The sequence below is a fragment of the Alteromonas australica genome, assembly GCF_000730385.1.
GTDB lineage: Bacteria > Pseudomonadota > Gammaproteobacteria > Enterobacterales > Alteromonadaceae > Alteromonas > Alteromonas australica.
On sequence record NZ_CP008849.1, the window covers coordinates 3971833 to 3989355 of the forward strand.

13 protein-coding genes are annotated in these 17523 nt (G+C 45.6%); 3 read left to right on the plus strand and 10 right to left on the minus strand.

What is annotated here, in order from left to right; translation table 11 throughout:
- Positions 1-9: 9 nt before the first annotated feature.
- The 4 genes from EP13_RS17310 to EP13_RS17325 form a co-directional block, all read right to left on the minus strand.
- A complete protein-coding gene (locus tag EP13_RS17310; RefSeq protein ID WP_044058373.1) occupies positions 10-1995 on the minus strand; it encodes a TonB-dependent receptor plug domain-containing protein in 1986 nt (661 codons plus the stop codon).
- A 272-nt stretch (positions 1996-2267) separates the two neighbouring features.
- A complete protein-coding gene (locus tag EP13_RS17315; protein ID WP_044058374.1) occupies positions 2268-4811 on the minus strand; it encodes a glycoside hydrolase family 3 protein in 2544 nt (847 codons plus the stop codon).
- Complete coding sequence (locus tag EP13_RS17320; RefSeq protein WP_044058375.1) at positions 4811-6076, minus strand: sugar MFS transporter; 1266 nt, start codon at positions 6074-6076, stop codon at positions 4811-4813. Before EP13_RS17320 ends, EP13_RS17315 begins: the two co-directional genes overlap by 1 nt.
- A gap of 390 nt (positions 6077-6466) precedes the next feature.
- Positions 6467-7405, minus strand: coding sequence for a cation diffusion facilitator family transporter (locus EP13_RS17325; RefSeq protein ID WP_044058376.1), 939 nt, complete (start codon positions 7403-7405; stop codon positions 6467-6469).
- A gap of 195 nt (positions 7406-7600) precedes the next feature.
- Between EP13_RS17325 and EP13_RS17330 the strand changes: the two genes are divergently transcribed.
- Positions 7601-8512 carry a GGDEF domain-containing protein gene (locus EP13_RS17330; RefSeq protein ID WP_044058377.1) on the plus strand — a complete coding sequence of 304 codons (912 nt, stop codon included), beginning with the start codon at positions 7601-7603 and terminating at the stop codon, positions 8510-8512.
- On the opposite strand, the gene EP13_RS17335 is transcribed toward EP13_RS17330, so the two are convergent.
- From EP13_RS17335 to EP13_RS17360, 6 genes are all read right to left on the minus strand, one after another.
- The gene (locus EP13_RS17335) at positions 8509-10122 is read right to left on the minus strand and encodes an ATP-binding cassette domain-containing protein (protein ID WP_081869532.1); all 1614 of its coding nucleotides are present in this window, start codon (positions 10120-10122) and stop codon (positions 8509-8511) included. The two genes, EP13_RS17330 and EP13_RS17335, sit on opposite strands and share 4 nt — an antisense overlap.
- Positions 10119-11741, minus strand: coding sequence for an ATP-binding cassette domain-containing protein (locus EP13_RS17340; protein WP_044058378.1), 1623 nt, complete (start codon positions 11739-11741; stop codon positions 10119-10121). The genes EP13_RS17335 and EP13_RS17340 overlap by 4 nt, the downstream gene beginning before the upstream one ends.
- Positions 11742-11823: 82 nt before the next feature.
- Entirely contained in the window at positions 11824-11937 is a 114-nt protein-coding gene (gene cydX, locus EP13_RS19170; RefSeq protein WP_044058379.1) for a cytochrome bd-I oxidase subunit CydX, read from the minus strand.
- Positions 11938-11947: 10 nt separating this feature from the next.
- Positions 11948-13084: a cytochrome d ubiquinol oxidase subunit II gene (gene cydB, locus EP13_RS17350; protein WP_044058380.1), complete on the minus strand. Its 1137-nt coding sequence runs from the start codon at positions 13082-13084 to the stop codon at positions 11948-11950.
- The gene (locus EP13_RS17355) at positions 13081-14661 is read right to left on the minus strand and encodes a cytochrome ubiquinol oxidase subunit I (protein WP_044058381.1); all 1581 of its coding nucleotides are present in this window, start codon (positions 14659-14661) and stop codon (positions 13081-13083) included. Before EP13_RS17355 ends, cydB begins: the two co-directional genes overlap by 4 nt.
- A 290-nt stretch (positions 14662-14951) precedes the next feature.
- Positions 14952-15536, minus strand: a complete 585-nt coding sequence (locus EP13_RS17360) for a Tll0287-like domain-containing protein (RefSeq protein WP_044058382.1) — start codon at positions 15534-15536, stop codon at positions 14952-14954.
- A gap of 160 nt (positions 15537-15696) precedes the next feature.
- Between EP13_RS17360 and EP13_RS17365 the strand changes: the two genes are divergently transcribed.
- Both EP13_RS17365 and EP13_RS17370 read left to right on the plus strand, forming a co-directional pair.
- Positions 15697-17004, plus strand: a complete 1308-nt coding sequence (locus tag EP13_RS17365; protein WP_231401196.1) for a sigma-54 interaction domain-containing protein — start codon at positions 15697-15699, stop codon at positions 17002-17004.
- Positions 17005-17127: 123 nt separating this feature from the next.
- On the plus strand, positions 17128-17499 hold the full coding sequence (locus tag EP13_RS17370; RefSeq protein WP_231401197.1) for a hypothetical protein: 372 nt from the start codon (positions 17128-17130) through the stop codon (positions 17497-17499).
- Positions 17500-17523 lie beyond the last annotated feature (24 nt).

Consider the following 17523-nt stretch of genomic DNA (forward strand, 5'->3'; position numbering starts at 1 on the left):
GTTTCATGGTTAAAATGTATAGCTCGCCGAGAGATACACTCGACGCGAAGAAGTTGGCCTTGCATCAAAGACCCCCGCCGATACAGCATCCGGTGCGCGATGTTCGTTAGTGAGGTTTTCTACCCCAGCTCGCACGGTGATATCAGTATCAAGTTCATGCTGCAGTACGGTGTTAATAGTGGTGTATGCATCGTGAGAAGTTTGTGTGTAGCCGGCAGTGGGCGACACATCATTTTCATGAACAGCGTAAAGTTGAATACTGGTATCAGAATGCGTAAATCGGTAGGTTAAAGCGGTTTTAATAAGGTGAGTGGGCCGTTCAGGTAAACGTTCGCCATCTTGATCTTCTGTGTGTAGATAACTGTAGTTGGTTTGCCACTTCCAATTGTCATTTTGCAGTGCAACACTGACATCGGTGCCATAAAGACGTGCTTCATCCAGATTGTTGTATACAGAAATGTCTAGGCCGGCGTCGGTAGACGCTTCATCGTCTCTCAGGGTAATAATAAAGTCTGAGGCTTCCGTATAGTGAAGCTCTACGTCTGTTTTAATCGTCCATTCACTGTGTGAAATTGGCCATTCAAAGGCAGCGCCTATGTGACTACTGAGTGCTGTTTCGGGTTGCAAATCAGGGTTTCCAAGAACCATGTAACCCAAGTTGCTGTGGTCAAAAACGTAATAGCGTTCCTTCAAATTAGGCACACGGTAACTGCTACCTACACCCCCTCGTAAATGCACAGATATCCCGTTGTAGTTCAGAGAACCCGTCGCACTCAGTTTTGCGGCGGTATGCCAATCAAAATCTGAGTCGTTTTGAACACGTACACCCGCTAATAGTTGTGTATTGTTATGCTGCCACTGCCCTTGAAGATAGGTTTCAATGCTTTGTCGGTTTACATCATCAACCTCTACCACACCGGTGTCTATGTTCTGTTGATCAAGGGTATCCGCGTGCAAAACAACACCACTTACCCAGTCTATTCTTGCTTCGCCAAGTTGAGCAGTGAACGGGTACTGCGCGTCTATTTCGCCTAATGCGATATCCGTATTGCGCAGACCATTAGTATTACCACTGGTTTCATCATGCGCTAAATAACGCGTATTCACTTGCCATACACCGGGTTGTTTAATGCTTATATCGTGCTGCCACTGCTGAACATCTGATTGATAACTGATAATGCTGGTTTGCCCGGGTATGGCTGATTGAGGTCTATGCTTTGATTCATCAAACCACTGTAAAGCGTAGCTGATGTCAGTCCTATCAAGTTGGCTAGAAAGGGCCAATTTAACAAAGTTTTTATCTACCGCGCCGCCGTCTTGAGCAATGCTAGATGCATCATAGTCAAACCCAGGATTAGCAATATGCTGCGCGCTTAGTGACCCCTGCCAGCCCTTTAATTGCTTTGTGGCCGATAAACGAGCCGTATGCGTTAAGGTGTCTCCATCAATGGCATCATCGGTATAATGCCCAAGCTCATAATCTAGCGAAGCACGGTTTCCTCGTGGCTGCGCAGTGATAATATTGATTACGCCGCCCATGGCAGAGCTTCCATACAACACCGATGCAGCGCCGCGAACAATTTCTATTTGACGGATATTCGCTACGCTTATTTGGTCTAAGTCCACCGACGAGCCTGTGGGAGAGACAATTGGCTGGCCGTTAACTAACACTAAAACGTGGTCACCGTTAAAGCCATGCAGTTGTACATTGTAGCCATCTTTCTGGCTTCGCCTAACGACTACGCCAGGCATAACTTCCAATACTTGTCTTAACGTCCCCTTGCTTAGGCGTGTAATGGCCTCTTCGTCGATGACATCTACTTTAACCGGTGAATGAGACAACAGGGTAGGTAAACGGGTACCTGTGACGACCATGTGCTCAGTTTCGTCTATTGCCTCAACCACTTCCTCAGTAGGCACCCCTTCTACCGCCGTTGAAACCATACCCATCATTAGCGTACAAGCAAAGGGAAAAGGAAAGGTAGACGCACGCATAATTAACTCTAATACAAATGATAATAATTTGCATTTGATCTTATTTATTTTCTGTTAAATTGCAAGGAGGAATTTCGAGATGGGAAAGATATAATTAATTTTATAATAAATACAAAGGGTTATATTGTTAGCTCTTTACTTCCCCTCGCCTATGCCAGCGTTTGTATAGGTATGCCTGTGTAGATGATCACGAGGGTTTAACAAAAAAGGCCGCTGAGCACGACAATGGTGCTTAGCGGCCTTTACACATTAATATAAGTAATATCTTTAGATTACTGACATGAAATCACAGCTTGTTCTGCGCTGTCCGGCGTAAACTGAATATCCGCAACACTCACGCTCGCTTTGCCTTTAGTCCCTATTTCAAAGGGTACGACTAAGCCCGTGAAGTCGATACCTTCTTTCACAAAACACTGTAGATCAATGCTCATCGACGACCAAGTGTCTTGCGGTAGGGCATTAAGTTGCTCACTAATATCTATTTGTGCAGAGCAACTGCCAGGTGCATCACCTTCGCCCTCACAATTCATGCCGATAGTGAGAGGTTCTGAAATATCAGTGTGGCGGCTAACATTTAAGGTTAATGCTGAGTTCATTACCAATTGCGCACTTAGGTCTTCTCTAAAAAAGCTTTTGCTTGCAAAACGCATCGCTGCATACTGACTGCCATCAAATGTGAGCTTACGGGCGTCTTCTTGAACCACTTTGTCGATGGTTCGGTAAGTGAGCGCGCCTACGTTATGGATGCTAGCATTTACCGACAAGGATTCCTCTCCAGAGTAAAGCCATAATACCCAGGGTGCTTGTACTGCGCCATTAAGAATTTCCATTGGCTGACTGGCACTTGCATCGATTGTGACTTCAGTATTTAGGTTATTGTCTAATTCGCTTTCATCACTGAGCGTTAAGCCATAGCCATAAGGAAGTAGCGGCGCGTAATCCTCATCGCCTACATTGACAATTTGATCGGGAGTGGCCGGCCATGAGAAGGGCAACTTCCCTTTAAAATCGTGCTCACCAAATAGTACATCGGCAACCGCTATACCTTCCGACCCGGGTAACCAGGCAGCAACAAACGCGTCAGAGGCATTCAATTCGGCATTCACCCACATTGGACGACCACTAATAAATACAGTGACAACCGGAATACCTTGCGCTTTCAGCTTGGTGAGTAAGGCCAAATCACGTTTATTCCCGTTTTGGTAAATTAACGTTTCTCTGTCGCCGTGCCCTTCTGCGTAAGGTTCTTCACCAAATACCACCACAGCAACGTCAGGTTTGGTGTCAAATGTACCGTCTACTGACAGCTGCACTTCGCCACCGGCTTTTTCTACTTGGGCTTGAATACCATCAAAAATAGAGGTGCCACCAGGAAAATCTTCATTGGTGTTGTTCGTTCCCTGCCAAGTGATACTCCAGCCACCAGATTGCTTGCCAATATTGTCGGCAGCGTCACCAGCAACTAAAATACGCTGTGTGCCTTTTAGAGGCAGAACCTGGTCATTGTTTTTAAGCAATACCAAAGACTCGCGTACGGCTTGGCGTGCCACTTCACGATGTGCTTCAGCACCAATGAGTGACTTGTCTCCCGACAATGGGCGGTTCGCTGGGCTTGGTTTTTCGAACAACCCTGCGCGAACTTTTACACGTAAAATACGACGTACAGCATCATCAATACGCGACATGGCAATGGTACCGTCTTTAACTTGCGCCAGCGTATTATCAAATAAGGCTTTCCAATCATTGGGCACCATGAAAATATCTAGGCCCGCATTAATCGCTTGTGCGCAGTCTTCGTTGTTACAGCCTTTCACTTGCCCGTGACCATTCCAGTCACCCACAATAAAGCCGTCAAACCCCATTTGCTTTTTCAACACATCTGTCAGTAGATATTTGTGCCCGTGCAACTTATCGCCGTTCCAACTATTAAACGACGCCATTACCGATTGCGCACCTGCGGTTAACCCACCTACATAACCTTGGGCATGGATGTCGAACAATTCCTGTTCACTTGCCACATTGTTACCTTGGTCATCGCCACCGACAGTACCGCCGTCGCCCACAAAGTGTTTCACAGTACTGATAACCCGCTGGTCACTTAAAAAGTCTTTATCTGCTGCGCCCTGTAAGCCTTTGACAATGGAGGCTGCATATTGACGAACTATCTCTGGATTTTCAGAGTAACTTTCGTAAGTACGCCCCCAACGATCATCTCTCACCACGGCGACAGTAGGTGCAAAGACCCAATCAATGCCAGTAGCCATCACTTCTTTCGCCGTAATGTGGGCTATTTTTTCCAGTAACTCAGGGTTGTTAGCCGCCCCTAAACCAATATTGTGAGGAAACAAAGTCGCACCAATGACATTGTTATGGCCATGTACCGCGTCTGTGCCCCACATGGTAGGAATAGTAGAACCGTCGAGGCTATCGTCAATAGACGCTTGATAGAGTTTTTCAGCCAGTGCTACCCAGTCATCTGGGGTAGCATGCTTGTCGTTATTTGGGAATGCGCCACCGCCATTGAGGTACGAGCCAAACCCATATTTGCGCATATCTTCTTCGGTGATATTCCTAATTTCAGGCTGAATCATCTGCGCAATTTTCTGTTCTAACGTCATGTCTGCCATGATGTCAGTCACTTTTTGCTCTACGGCTGGATCTGCTTTCACTTCTATATCAAGTTTAGGCCAAATATCCGCCGCCTTGCTTATTGGCATTTTTGCCTCTGAAGACGGCTCATTGATGTCTTGAGGTGCCTGAGTGCAAGCGCCTAAAAACGCCACTGATATGATTGAAGCAAGAATTTGTGTTCTCATCATACTTCCTTAGTTGTTTTTAATTCAGTAACGCGACAGCCAATTAGCCCATAATAGGCGATGTATACATAACATAAGGCTGGCAATATAAAGGATAAGGTTACGCCTACGCTGTCTGCTAATACACCTTGCAGCAGGGGCACAATGGCGCCCCCTACAATGGCCAAGCAAAGAATGCCTGAACCTTGAGGTGTATGCTTGCCTAGCTTTTGTAGTGCCAAACTAAAAATGGTGGGGAACATAATGGAATTAAATAGACCCACACCCAGCATGGCCCATAACGCCACACTGCCTGTGCTACTAATAGACACGAAAATTAAGGCAATCGCCATGGTTCCGTTAAATGCCAATACTTTTCCGCCAGATATTTTCTGCATAACCAAGGCACCAATGAACCGGCCCACCATAGCGCCCCCCCAAAAATAAGCCAGTAGCTTAGATGCCTTGCCCTCTGACAGGCCAGCCACATCTGGGTTGGCTAAATAGTTCACCAACATACTGCCTATGGATACCTCAGCGCCCACATACATAAAAATACCCAGAGCACCCAGAACCAGATGGCGATGTTGCCATGCTCCGCCAGAAAATACTTTGGTATTGGCATTGGTATGATTAAGCTTTGGAAGTTTTAAGTAGAGGAAAATGAGCGCTAACAATAACAAAGCGGTAGCGAGTATCAGGTAAGGAATTTGTACATCTGACGCCGACGCCGTGGCGCTATTGTGCTCTCCGCTGGCGCCAAAAATAAGGTAAGAACCAAAAAATGGCGCAACAGTGGTTCCCAACGAGTTGAATGCTTGGGTCATCGTGAGTCTTGAAGAGGCCGTTTTAGGATCGCCAAGCGCGGTAACATAAGGGTTTGCAGATACCTGTAATATGGTAATCCCTGCCGCCAATACAAATAAGGCGATGAGGAAAATGGCATACACCCCCATAGAGGCGGCAGGATAGAATAACAAGCATCCTGCGCAGGCAATGCCCAAACCAAGTACAATGCCCTTTTGATAACCTATACGCGACACCACCATTCCCGCCGGTAACGACACGATAAAATAAGCGCTAAAAAAGCAAAACTGAATAAGCATTGCCTGAGTAAAATTTAGACTAAATGCCCCTTTTAAATAGGGTATAAGAATATCATTAAGGCATGTAATGAAGCCCCACATAAAAAATAATGTCGTTAACGATATCAGTGCGAAGCGATAACCACCTGTAGGTAAGGATGGGTGCTCGTCTATTTTGTGGGGTTGAATGCTTGTCTCCACTTTATCACCTCTAATGATAATTTCATGCTAAGGGTTTGCGATGTTAGCGCTTACATTTATTAATTTATCGTGCTGTAAGCGCTTACATTGATTCATTAATAATTACACGAAGCATTAACAAATTCAATGTAAAAAACATGTTATTTGACGTAAGCAAGCATTTTTAAATGGAAGAAGATGCTGCTAAATACAAGAAAAGTACGTAAGTTCAAGTGGAAAACCAATACATCCCCCGCTATCACTCTCGCTAAGGTTGTGACTTTCTATTCACAATTTCGCCACCAAGCATGTTAATAAATGTAAAAACACCTAAGGGTGAAGCCTCGCAGCTAACGCCCTTTTAACCCGGCGCATGTGCTGTACTTACCCACGGGTTTGGGTGTACGCCAATTACATATGAACATGAGGATGATGGTGAGGATGAAGGTGCAAGTTATCACTTTCGTCACGGCAGGGTTCGCCGGGCAATTCAAATTCAATGGTGGTATGCGCCAATGAATAAGGCGATAAGGCAGCGGCAACCTCGGATTTTAGGCCTCGTAATCTTTCATTATCAATGCTGCAGTTAATCACTAAATGGGCGGTAAGAACGTGTTGCTCACCGTCTAACGACCAAAAATGAAGATGGTGTAACTCCTCCACGTGAGGTAACGCCAATAGCGCCTGCGAAATAGCCTGTTTTTCCTCATCGTCAGGGACGCCCTGTAAAAATAGCGTCATTGTTTGGATCACATATCTCAGTACGTTAGATAAAATAAACAAGGTAAAAAGAATAGATAAAATAGGGTCAAGTATGGGCCAATGGACGAAATGGAGCACGATAGCCACAACAAGCACTGCTACCCACCCCAACGCATCTTCAAGCAAATGCCAATTAAGTACTTTTTCATTCATGGAGTGCCCCCCATGCAGCTTATAGGCGGCAAAGCCGTTAACAATAATACCTAACACCGCCATGCCCATCATACCTTCGGTGACTGGCATCTCAGGCTGCATCAACCGTGGAATCGCTTCTGAAAGTATCCAAACCGAGCCCACTACCAGAATGAGTCCATTGATCATTGCTCCCAATAAACTTAATCGCTTAAAACCATAAGAATACTTATCGGTCGCTGATTTATGCCCCAGTTTACTTAGGTACCACGCCAGGCCTATAGATAAAGAGTCGCCTAAATCGTGCACCGCATCCGCCATAATAGCTACGCTATTGGTCAGCCACCCACCAATAAACTCAATAATAGTAAACACAAAATTTAACCAGAACGCCCAAGCAATACGCTGACTGTCAGCCCCTGCCTGGGGGGAACTATGGGCATGGTGATGATGCATAAAACACCTCAGGATCTATACTAGATAAGTAGCATACCCTGTCAAAGCAGCTATTTCCTAGACTTAGTGACTCACGATAGGCGATTAAGAACAGATAATATTCGCTTTGCGCGTCTTATCACACTAAACGCTTTCTAATGAATATTAAAAACAGTAGATTAAAGACAGCGTTCATCTTTACTAAAGAAATAGCTTATGGATTTAAAAAATATGCAAGCTGTGCTGGATGCGTTACCTGATCCGGCATTTATACTTTCAAAAAGTGGCAAATATGTCGCCCTTTTTGGCGGTAAAGATAGTCGCTATTATCATGATGGCTCAGCCCTAGTCGGCCGGCTACTTTCAGAAGTGCTCAATGCATCGAAAACACAATATTTCATTAGTAAAATAGAAGAAGCCTTACATTCAAAAGATATGATCGTGGAAGAGTATGCGCTAAAGGATGAAGACTTTATTGCGCTGCCCTACGAAAATGAGCAAGAGACAATATGGTATGAAGGGCGTATTAAGTCGTTAGATTTTCTCGTTGAAGGCGAACCCGTGGTACTTTGGGTAGCCACCAATATATCTAAGCGCTATCAATTAGAAACTCAGCTGCGCTTTTTAAGTACTACCGATGAACTCACTGGCTTGTATAATCGTCGGCGCTTAGAAAAAGACCTTGCCGTACATTTTGCGAATTTTAAACGCTATAAAAGCCCCACCTCGGTGCTAATGCTTGATCTTGATAATCTTAAAATGGTGAATGATTTGCACGGTCATCCACAAGGTGACGAGGTGATTAAGACGTTAAGCGCCGTCATGCATCACGAGCTTAGAGAAATGGACGCCGCGTATCGCTATGGCGGAGACGAGTTTGTTATTATCTTACCCAACACCAATGTGAAACAGGCGGAGATATTTGCCAACCGCCTCAAATCGTCTTTCATAGCACAAATGAAGCTATGCCAAGGGGCGGATAGCACGACGATACAGTGCGTGAGTGCCAGCATAGGCGTGTCCGCTTTCGAGAAAAGCGACACGAATGAGGCAGACGCACTTGTGCGAGCCGACACCTTACTTTACCAAGCCAAAAATGCTGGCAAGGATGCGGTTCGCCTAGGTTAGCGCTTTTCGACCTGCCCTCTCGATAACGCTTGTACCTTCGTGCATTGTTGACGAACTGCCTGAGGAACAGGGTCAAGCGAGATACAATCGACACGACACAAAGCAGCGGGCACAACATGTGACGCAACCACTATTGGTGTGGTAGCAGACACCCGTTTAAGTAGCGTACACACCCGTTGTTGAGATTCAGCATCCAGTCCTTCGAATGGTTCATCTACACACAGTAGCGAGGGCGATGACAAGATAGCGCGAGCCAACACCAAGCGCTTACTTTCTCCACCTGATAAGTGCCGCCCTGCCTTGCCAACCCAGGTTTCCAGCGGTAACAGCGAGTCCAGTCCGAGTGCACGCAAGCATTCGTCCATTTTTTGCTCTGTAACACCCAAGCCCGCAGGGTCTAGATTTTGCTTAATCGTTGCCGACAAAACGGTAGGAGACTGCTCTACATACCGCCAGCCTTCAATTAACCCTTGAGATAAGGGCACACCATCAACAATACGCCTTCCCGTACTTGGGATTAAACCTACCATGGCTTGTAACAAACTTGATTTACCGCTGCCAGACGCGCCCTGCAATAAGGTTATTCCTTGCCGTTGAACAACAGCAGAAACACTTGCGCTGCGCCTCTCTAGGGGCTTTAAATGTTCACATTGCAGTTGCTGATTAAACCCGACGTTATTTAAATTATCATAAGGCACTGTAGAGAGGGCATTAAGGGCATTTCGGCTGTGCTGCCATTGGGAAAACCGTGTGACAGCGTGGAAGGCACTCGACGCCCAATCTGGTGATGCAAGCAACACCATGGGCACCACTATGGCCAGCGGCGTATAAAACACACTCGACGTTGCCAGTAGCCCCCCTATAAGTAAACAGTAGGCCACGCCTTGAAACAACCATGCCGCGCTATGGGCACTTGCTTGCTGTGTTAAGTTATCTCGCCATACCTGCTTAGCACTAGGCACATTTTTTAACTGATATCGCGGTGACTGACCTGAGGTGATGCTATCGGTTTTTTTAAGATGCCAAATAGCACTGGTATTAAAAAACGCTGTGGTTTGCTCTCTAAAATGAGTCGTGGACGCAGCATAATGGCCCGCACCTTTCAAACTTCTCACCCCTTGCCAACTCATGATGAATAGCCAACCAACAAAACCAACCCATAATATGGGCGCGCCGGGTAAGCCGAACGTAGATGCCCCAACACACACACTAACAAACAGAATAAGCACACTTGAAAGTGGTGCAATCCACGCAATCCACATAGATGCGACCTCTTCAGTATGATGCGCTAATGCTTCAGTAGAGTATGCATGGCTTCCACTATGCGCATTCGTTAACTGAGAAAACACCAATAAGCGCACACCACTTATCCGGTAAAGTAAGTCGTTGTGACCCACCCACATTGAGGCATAGCCTGATGCGATGCGAAGTAAGGCTAGCGCGCGAATAACCACGGCAGGAATAACATAGTTAAATCCTAAAGGTGCAATAGCGCTAATCGCAATAAACCACGAGGAAATAACCAAAATACTTAACCCCGCAGCACCATGTAAAATAGCAAGAAGCAAGGTTAATATAGCTGGCTTTTCAGTACGATTACGGTGTGTCATTGCACATTCACTTGTTGATGTTTAACGTTCCAAAAATGCGTAAACCAATTTGCTGGTAATGCCTTGTGAGATGCCCACAGTACCGTTTTATCTTGCGTCACCGAATGGATAAGCCGCGACAGTCTGTGATGTTGGCTATCAGATAAATGCGCAGTGGGTTCATCTAGCAACCAGATGTCGGCTTCTCGCAACAGGGCTCGGGCTAATGAAAGACGTTGTGCCTCGCCACCCGACAGTTCTGGACAATAAGAAAGTTGCGTATCTAAGCCGTCAGGAAGTGCTTCAAACCAAGATGTAAGCTCAACTTGGAGTAGCACCTGCAAAAGTTTTTCATCATCGTATACGTCATCTAAACACAGGTTTTGGCGCACACTTGAGGGTAAAACAACCGGTTGCTGTGTTAACCAAACCACCTTGCCTTTTAAACAATGGGAGCTTTCCCTTTTTGCTGAGAGCGCTTCAAGCAACAAGGTTTTACCGCTTCCAGAAGCCCCGCTGATAAGTATGTGATCGTGAGGAGAAATTACGAGTTTGTCGGCATGCAATACATCACCCGCACGAAAGGCACTTGCCTCAAAGCCTGAAAACGGTTGAGTGCTATCTGGGTTAAATGGCATGTCCGTTGATGAAAGCAGTGGCGCCAAATTATCCTGGGCTGCCTCAGCTTTTGCTTTTTGATGGTAGATGGCCCCTAGCTTTTTCATTTCGCTCAGCAGCAAAGGGACGGTTAACAATATCCAAAGGCCATCTTTCAATTCGATAGAAGGCCCAATATTAAGCTCCCCTAGAAGCGAAAAACCAATAAATACCGCCACCAAGGCCACGGATAAGGTCGCAAAGAAATCTAACACGCTGTTAGACAAAAACGCCACCCCCACCACATTCATGGTGCGCTTGTTAAGCTCGTCACTGGCTGCCACCAATAAATCAGTTTGCTTTTTATTCGCGTTGTAGTTCGCCAGCATAGGGAGCGCATTTAGCCGGTCGGTAAACATGCCACCTAATCGTGCTAATGCCAAAAAGTGTTTCCGATGCAGTGCACCGGCGCCCTTGCCTACAATCACCATAAACAAAGGCACAACAGGTAAGGTGATAAGTAACCCTGTGCCAATCACAGGGTTGATAGAAAATATCACTGCTAGTGCTAAAAGCGGGGCGATAATCGCTACCGTTTGTACTGTTCGATATTCAAATGCCCAATTGACCAAATCGACCAATTGATTTTGCCAGACATCTTGCCAGTAAAAACTGGAATGTTGGCGGGCCAACGCGTGTTGCTGCGTCGCAAACCTGTGATGAAGTAGACCTTCAAAGCGCTCAAGCGTGTTAATTTTACTGCGCATTAACTGTACGTTATAAACGCCATTTAATACCCAATTAATCAATAAACTCACCATAATGCCAATGATAAGTTCGTGGCTTGCTGGTTGCTTCAGCACAATCCATGACTGAGCAATGTGCGCGAAGAAGTAAAACGCGAACACCAGAGAAAAAAGTGACAGACACTTTATCACCACAAGTGTCATAAGCGACGACCCCATGCCAAGCCTATGAGCATCGTCTAACCTCTTACACCAAGATGACAATGTCTGTCTGTCAGAAACGGTTTCTTTTTTCACAGGTACTCTTACTTAGTTATCAAGTGCGCAGACAGTGATATCGTCCGCGCACGTTTTACCGAATATGATGCCGCATACTTTTTTATTCAGCGTCTTCGGGGCGATCTAGGTTTTCAGTCGATTCCAACCACATGGCGTTGATAATGCCAAAAGAACACGCGAGTAATACGCCTAAAATCCATGTGAAATACCACATTTTCGACTCCTTAATAGATGGTATGAGATTGGTCGAGATCAGCACTTTTAATGCGACCACGCATAACGTAAAAACTGTACGCTGTGTAACTAAGTACAATAGGAACAAAGAGACAGGCGACGAAAAACATGACATTCAATGTTAAATGGCTTGATGTGGCATCCCACACCGTTAAGCTTGCTTCTGGCATGGTGGCGCTAGGCATTAAAAATGGGAACATTGAAATCCCAGCGGTTAAAATGACACCTGCAATAAATAATGCACTGCTCACAAATGCCATACCGGCATTTCCCTTATTAGAGAAAAATGCACAGGCCAATCCAGCAACAATACCCAAGACTGGCGCTATCATGGTCAGAGGGTAGTCTCGGTAATTATTCATCCAGGCACCGCTTTGAATAGCCACCTCTTTTTTGAGGGGGTTAGACGTAACCAGCGTATCAAGGGAAGACGTAATAACGAAACCATCGATACCAACGGCCACCCATACTCCGGCTAAGACAAAGCATGCCACACCCACTAAACTTAATACCTTAGATACATTTCTAGCCCGGGATTGAATAAACCCATCGGTTTTCATTTGCAACCAAGTAGCACCATGGTTTAGCAAAATGGCAACCGACAATACGCCAGATAAAAGCGCAAACGGCGTGAGTAGTCCGAAGAACGAACCGGTATAGGTAGACTTAAGGGTGTTATCCAATTCGAAGGGAACGCCGAGTAGCAAGTTTCCAAAAGCGACACCAAAAATCAACGAAGGGATAATACCGCCAGCAAATAGCGCCCAGTCCCAAGCGTTACGCCATTGTGGGTTTGGCAACTTACTTCGATAATCAAATCCGATTGGGCGCATCCAAAGCGCAATTAAAGTGAGCGCAAGGGCAAGATAAAAGCCTGAAAAAGCCGTGGCATAAATCATTGGCCAAGCGGCGAATATAGCGCCCCCCGCCGTAATAAACCATACTTGGTTGCCATCCCAGTGGGGGCCAATAGTATTGATCATAACCCGGCGTTCTTTGTCGTTCCTGCCGATGAGTGTTAGCAATGCACCTACGCCAAGGTCAAAACCATCTGTCACCGCAAAGCCAATAAGTAGCACGCCAATTAGGCACCACCAAATAATGCGAAGAAGTTCATAATCAATCATGCTTTTGCTCCTTTGCTGTCTATATCTACAAAGTCTAAATCTGAGTCAGTTTGGCTGTCGCTAGGGGGTACGGGGCCTTTCTTGGCAAATTTTTTCATTAAATAGAAGCCAATAATGAACATCATTGTGTAGAAAAGGGTGTAAGCAATTATGGTGGTCACCACATCGCTTACGGCTAGGTTAGAAACAGAGGTATGAACAGGCAGTACTTCGGCAATCGACCAAGGCTGACGACCATATTCCGCCACAAACCACCCTGCTTCACAGGCTATCCAAGGTAGCGGCAAGCCATACAACGCCGACTTTAATAGCCAGCGTGGCTGAGTAATCTTATGTTTAGTGCTGAAATAGAAAGCGCAAACAAACAAAGCAAGCATGATAAAGCCAGCCGCAACCATGATACGAAAACTCCAAAATAGGGGCGCTACAGGGGGAATGCTGTAGTCAACAGCTTGCTGAATTGCCGCTTCAGAAGGGGTAGCTACATTATCGGTAAAAGGCTCTAGCAGCATGGCATACCCTAAGCTGTCTTTATGCGCCTCGAAGGTGGCGACTTGTTGCTCAGATGCGGTTCCGCTGCGCACACTATCGAGCAATTCATAGGCTTTAATTCCCGCTAAAATTCGCGCTCTATTTTCTGCTTTTATTTCTTTTATTCCTTTCACTTCTTCGGTTAACGAGCGGGTGGCGATAATCCCCATCGCCCATGGAATTTGAACGGCATATTCCGTTTCCTGGGTTTCATCATTAGGCAAACCAAAGAGTGTAAAAGGCGCGGGCGCGGGATGTGTATCATATTCCGCTTCCACAGCAGCCAACTTCACTTGTTGGACATGGCCGAGTTCATATCCGCTTTCATCCCCTAACACAATGACGGAAAGCGTCGCGGCCAAGCCAAAACTTGCCGCAATGGCAAATGAGCGTCGTGCGAAGGCGATATGTTTATGATTGAGCAAGTAGTAACTGGAGATGGCGAGCACAAACATAGCACCGGTGACATAACCTGCTGATACCGTATGAACAAACTTAACTTGGGCTACAGGGTTAAATACCACTTCCGCAAAGCTTGTCATTTCCATTCGCATTGCTTCGAAGTTAAATTCAGCCCCAATGGGATACTGCATCCAGCCGTTAGCGATTAATATCCATAAGGCAGAGAAATTTGAACCAATGGCAACTAACCACGTTGCCATAAGGTGCTTTACCTTCGACATCTTGTCCCAGCCGAAGAAAAACAACCCCACAAAGGTAGACTCTAAGAAGAAGGCCATCAGCCCTTCAATGGCAAGCGGCGCACCAAAGATATCCCCCACATAGTGTGAGTAATACGACCAGTTCATACCGAACTGAAATTCCATGGTTAAGCCTGTTGCCACACCAATTGCGAAATTAATCCCAAACAACTTTCCCCAAAACTGCGTCATTTGTTTGTAAATCTCTTTGCCCGTCATCACATAGACAGACTCCATAATGGCAAGGAGAAAGCTTAGTCCTAGGGTTAGGGGTACGAATATAAAGTGGAACATTGCGGTTAACGCAAACTGCCACCGCGATAGTTCTACTAACGTATCGCTCATGGGTGATCTCCCTCATCTTTTAAGTGTGCTGGAAGCGCCCAATGTGGATGGGCGCAGTTTCTCTACAGAAGGGCGCAGAGCATTCTCTGTTCCAGTCTTGCAGTAAAAGTACATAAAATAGGTTTTTGCCCTAACTACAGGGATTTCCTACTGTGCGGGAGAATTATGGCATGCGCGGAAAAAGCGAATTTTGATCCAACGCAAGATAACCTTTACTAACTACGCCAAAATTGACAAACAAAGTGCCATATTTGACACAAGTCCCATTTTTATCCTTATACCCCTGTGTTCTAAGGCGTATATGTCAGGGTAAATGCTCCTCGTAACGTGCCAATATCGAACCCCATAGCTTCGTCCTCTGGATAGGCGTCATCAATTGCAGCCTGCACTCTTGGGGCTACAGACTGGCCATGGCATGCCGTGCATATTTCGTCAGTTTTTATGGCTTTCAAGTATCTAAATTCACCTGTCGCGCTATCATAATGGGAGGCTTCAAGTGGTCCATCAAATTGAGCCGATAATTGATTAGAAAACGCGATAAGTTGTTCTCGTTCCCAAGCATCAGGGGTATTGGCTGGGTTGCGTACCCGCAGGGCCGTGCGCCCAACAGTCCAACCATTACCACTAATGGCTTTAGCTATCGGCCCAGCCTCTAATTTACAAGCCTCAATCCCCTTGACCAAACCACCTTGACCAATAGCTTCTTGCAAACGCGCTTTTAATGCACCGCCTAAGGCTTTCGCATGCTGCCGCGCGACAAGGGTTCTCGCCTTTAAATCGCCCACGGATTCGCTTTCTATCGTTACATTGGACGCAAAAGCAAAAGTAGTACTTAGCGCAAATATACTTAAGGGTAAAATTAACGTTACTTTCATCACTTGATTTCCTCTCTTATTCACAGATATCGGCTATCGAGATTAGTTGCTAATGCAAGGCCCACTAAACCTCGCTATGGCAATCCACAACAATGTTTATGCCAATATGATAGTCTTTAATTAATAAAACGAGGCTAAACCAATGTAGGGCAGCAAAGGTATGAATATCTCCATCATTCAGGGAATGATCGATGCTATTGATAAACCCGCAATTTTCATCAACCAAGACTATGTAATAGAAGCCGTTAACAAGCCCTATAGAGATACCTATCCTGTTACCATTAAGCTGGGCTTCAGTACCTGCTACCAAGTCTCTCACCGCAATAGCAAACCATGCGATCTGTGTGGTGAAAACTGCCCAATGGAGCAAGCCAAAGAAACAGGGAAAACCGCCAGCGTGGTGCATGTTCACGCCACCAATGAAGGGCAAAATTACTGCGATATTCGTATGAAGCCTATCATTGATGGCGAAGGAGAACTCCTTGGTTACCTAGAGATACTCGACAAACTAGCTTACGCCTCAAACACCTCATCCGAAGGAAAGATGGTAGGCGAATCTGATGCGTTTAAGGCTATGTTGAGCAAAATCAACCGTGCTGCCAACTCAAATATTTCTGTGCTTTTACACGGCGAAACCGGTACGGGAAAGGAACTCGTCTCTCACGCACTTCATAGCAGTAGTCATCGCGCTGAAAAACCCTTTGTCGTCATTGAATGTACAGGCCTAACTGATGCGCTATTCGAATCTGAGTTATTCGGTCATGAAAAAGGCGCCTTTACCGGCGCAGTAAATAAAAAGAAAGGGTTGATAGAAACGGTTGAGGGCGGCACGCTATTTCTCGATGAGGTAGGTGATATCCCTCTTGCTATGCAAGTTAAACTCTTACGCTTACTAGAAACGCAAACATATCGGCCAGTAGGAAGTATAGCCATTAAAAAAGCAAATTTTCGCTTAATTTGCGCCAGCCACAAAGATTTATTGGAGCTTGTTAATGCTGGAAAATTTCGCCACGACCTATATTATCGAATAGCTGGGCTCTCGATTCATTTACCTCCATTACGTGAACGCAATAATGATATTGTTTTGCTAGCAAAACATATATTAAATACATTAGGCAGCGATAAAACCTTGTCCCAACCTACTTTAGCTGCACTTAAGAAGTATACATTCCCCGGCAACATAAGGGAGCTTAGAAACATAGTTGAGCAAGCAATTCTAATGGCTGATGATAGAATCATTGAGCCTAGCGATTTACCTGAATATGTCTGCGCATCGACACAGCAAACGGCTCACTTATCACCACAGGGAGAAAAAGACATAATGACGCTAGCGGAAGTCGAAGCACATTATTTGAAAGATAAAGTCGATGTCTACACCGGCAATACTGAAGACTTAGCCGATGCGTTAGGAATAAGTGTGCGAACGTTGTACAGAAAATTACAAGCATTAAAAATAAACGCTCCTTAGTGCAAAAAATTTACTAGCAAACACCTAATCTCTAACGCTATTATACGATGCTCATATTTTTGATAGTTTTAAAGGCTCGTTATTAAAACGCTTATCACCTTTTCTGTGTGTATGGTTCTACTAATGCAAAATGCATTGGCGATCGGGCTGTCTGCCTATTCGATGAACAAAGCACATGAACAAGTGGACGGTGGCCTGAGCGATATTGAGCTTATATGTACCGGCAAAACTATGCGTTATGTGTCCGTTAGCGCCTCTGAATTGGCCGGTGAATTCGTTTTTGTCAGCCCTGAATTAGTTAAAACGCCCCCTCAAAACATCGACTGTACCAATGGTACGCTAGCCGATTTACCCAGTTATACTTCCGTGAAATACGATTTACAGGTGAGTGTTCTCTTTCAGCGCTTCTATGCGCTTACTGAGTCACTCGTTCAGCGCCCCTATACCGCCTACCCTTACGCGGCTCCTATTGGCAGAGCACCGCCCCTTTCATAACTGCCACCTAGTATTTCGAGCAAG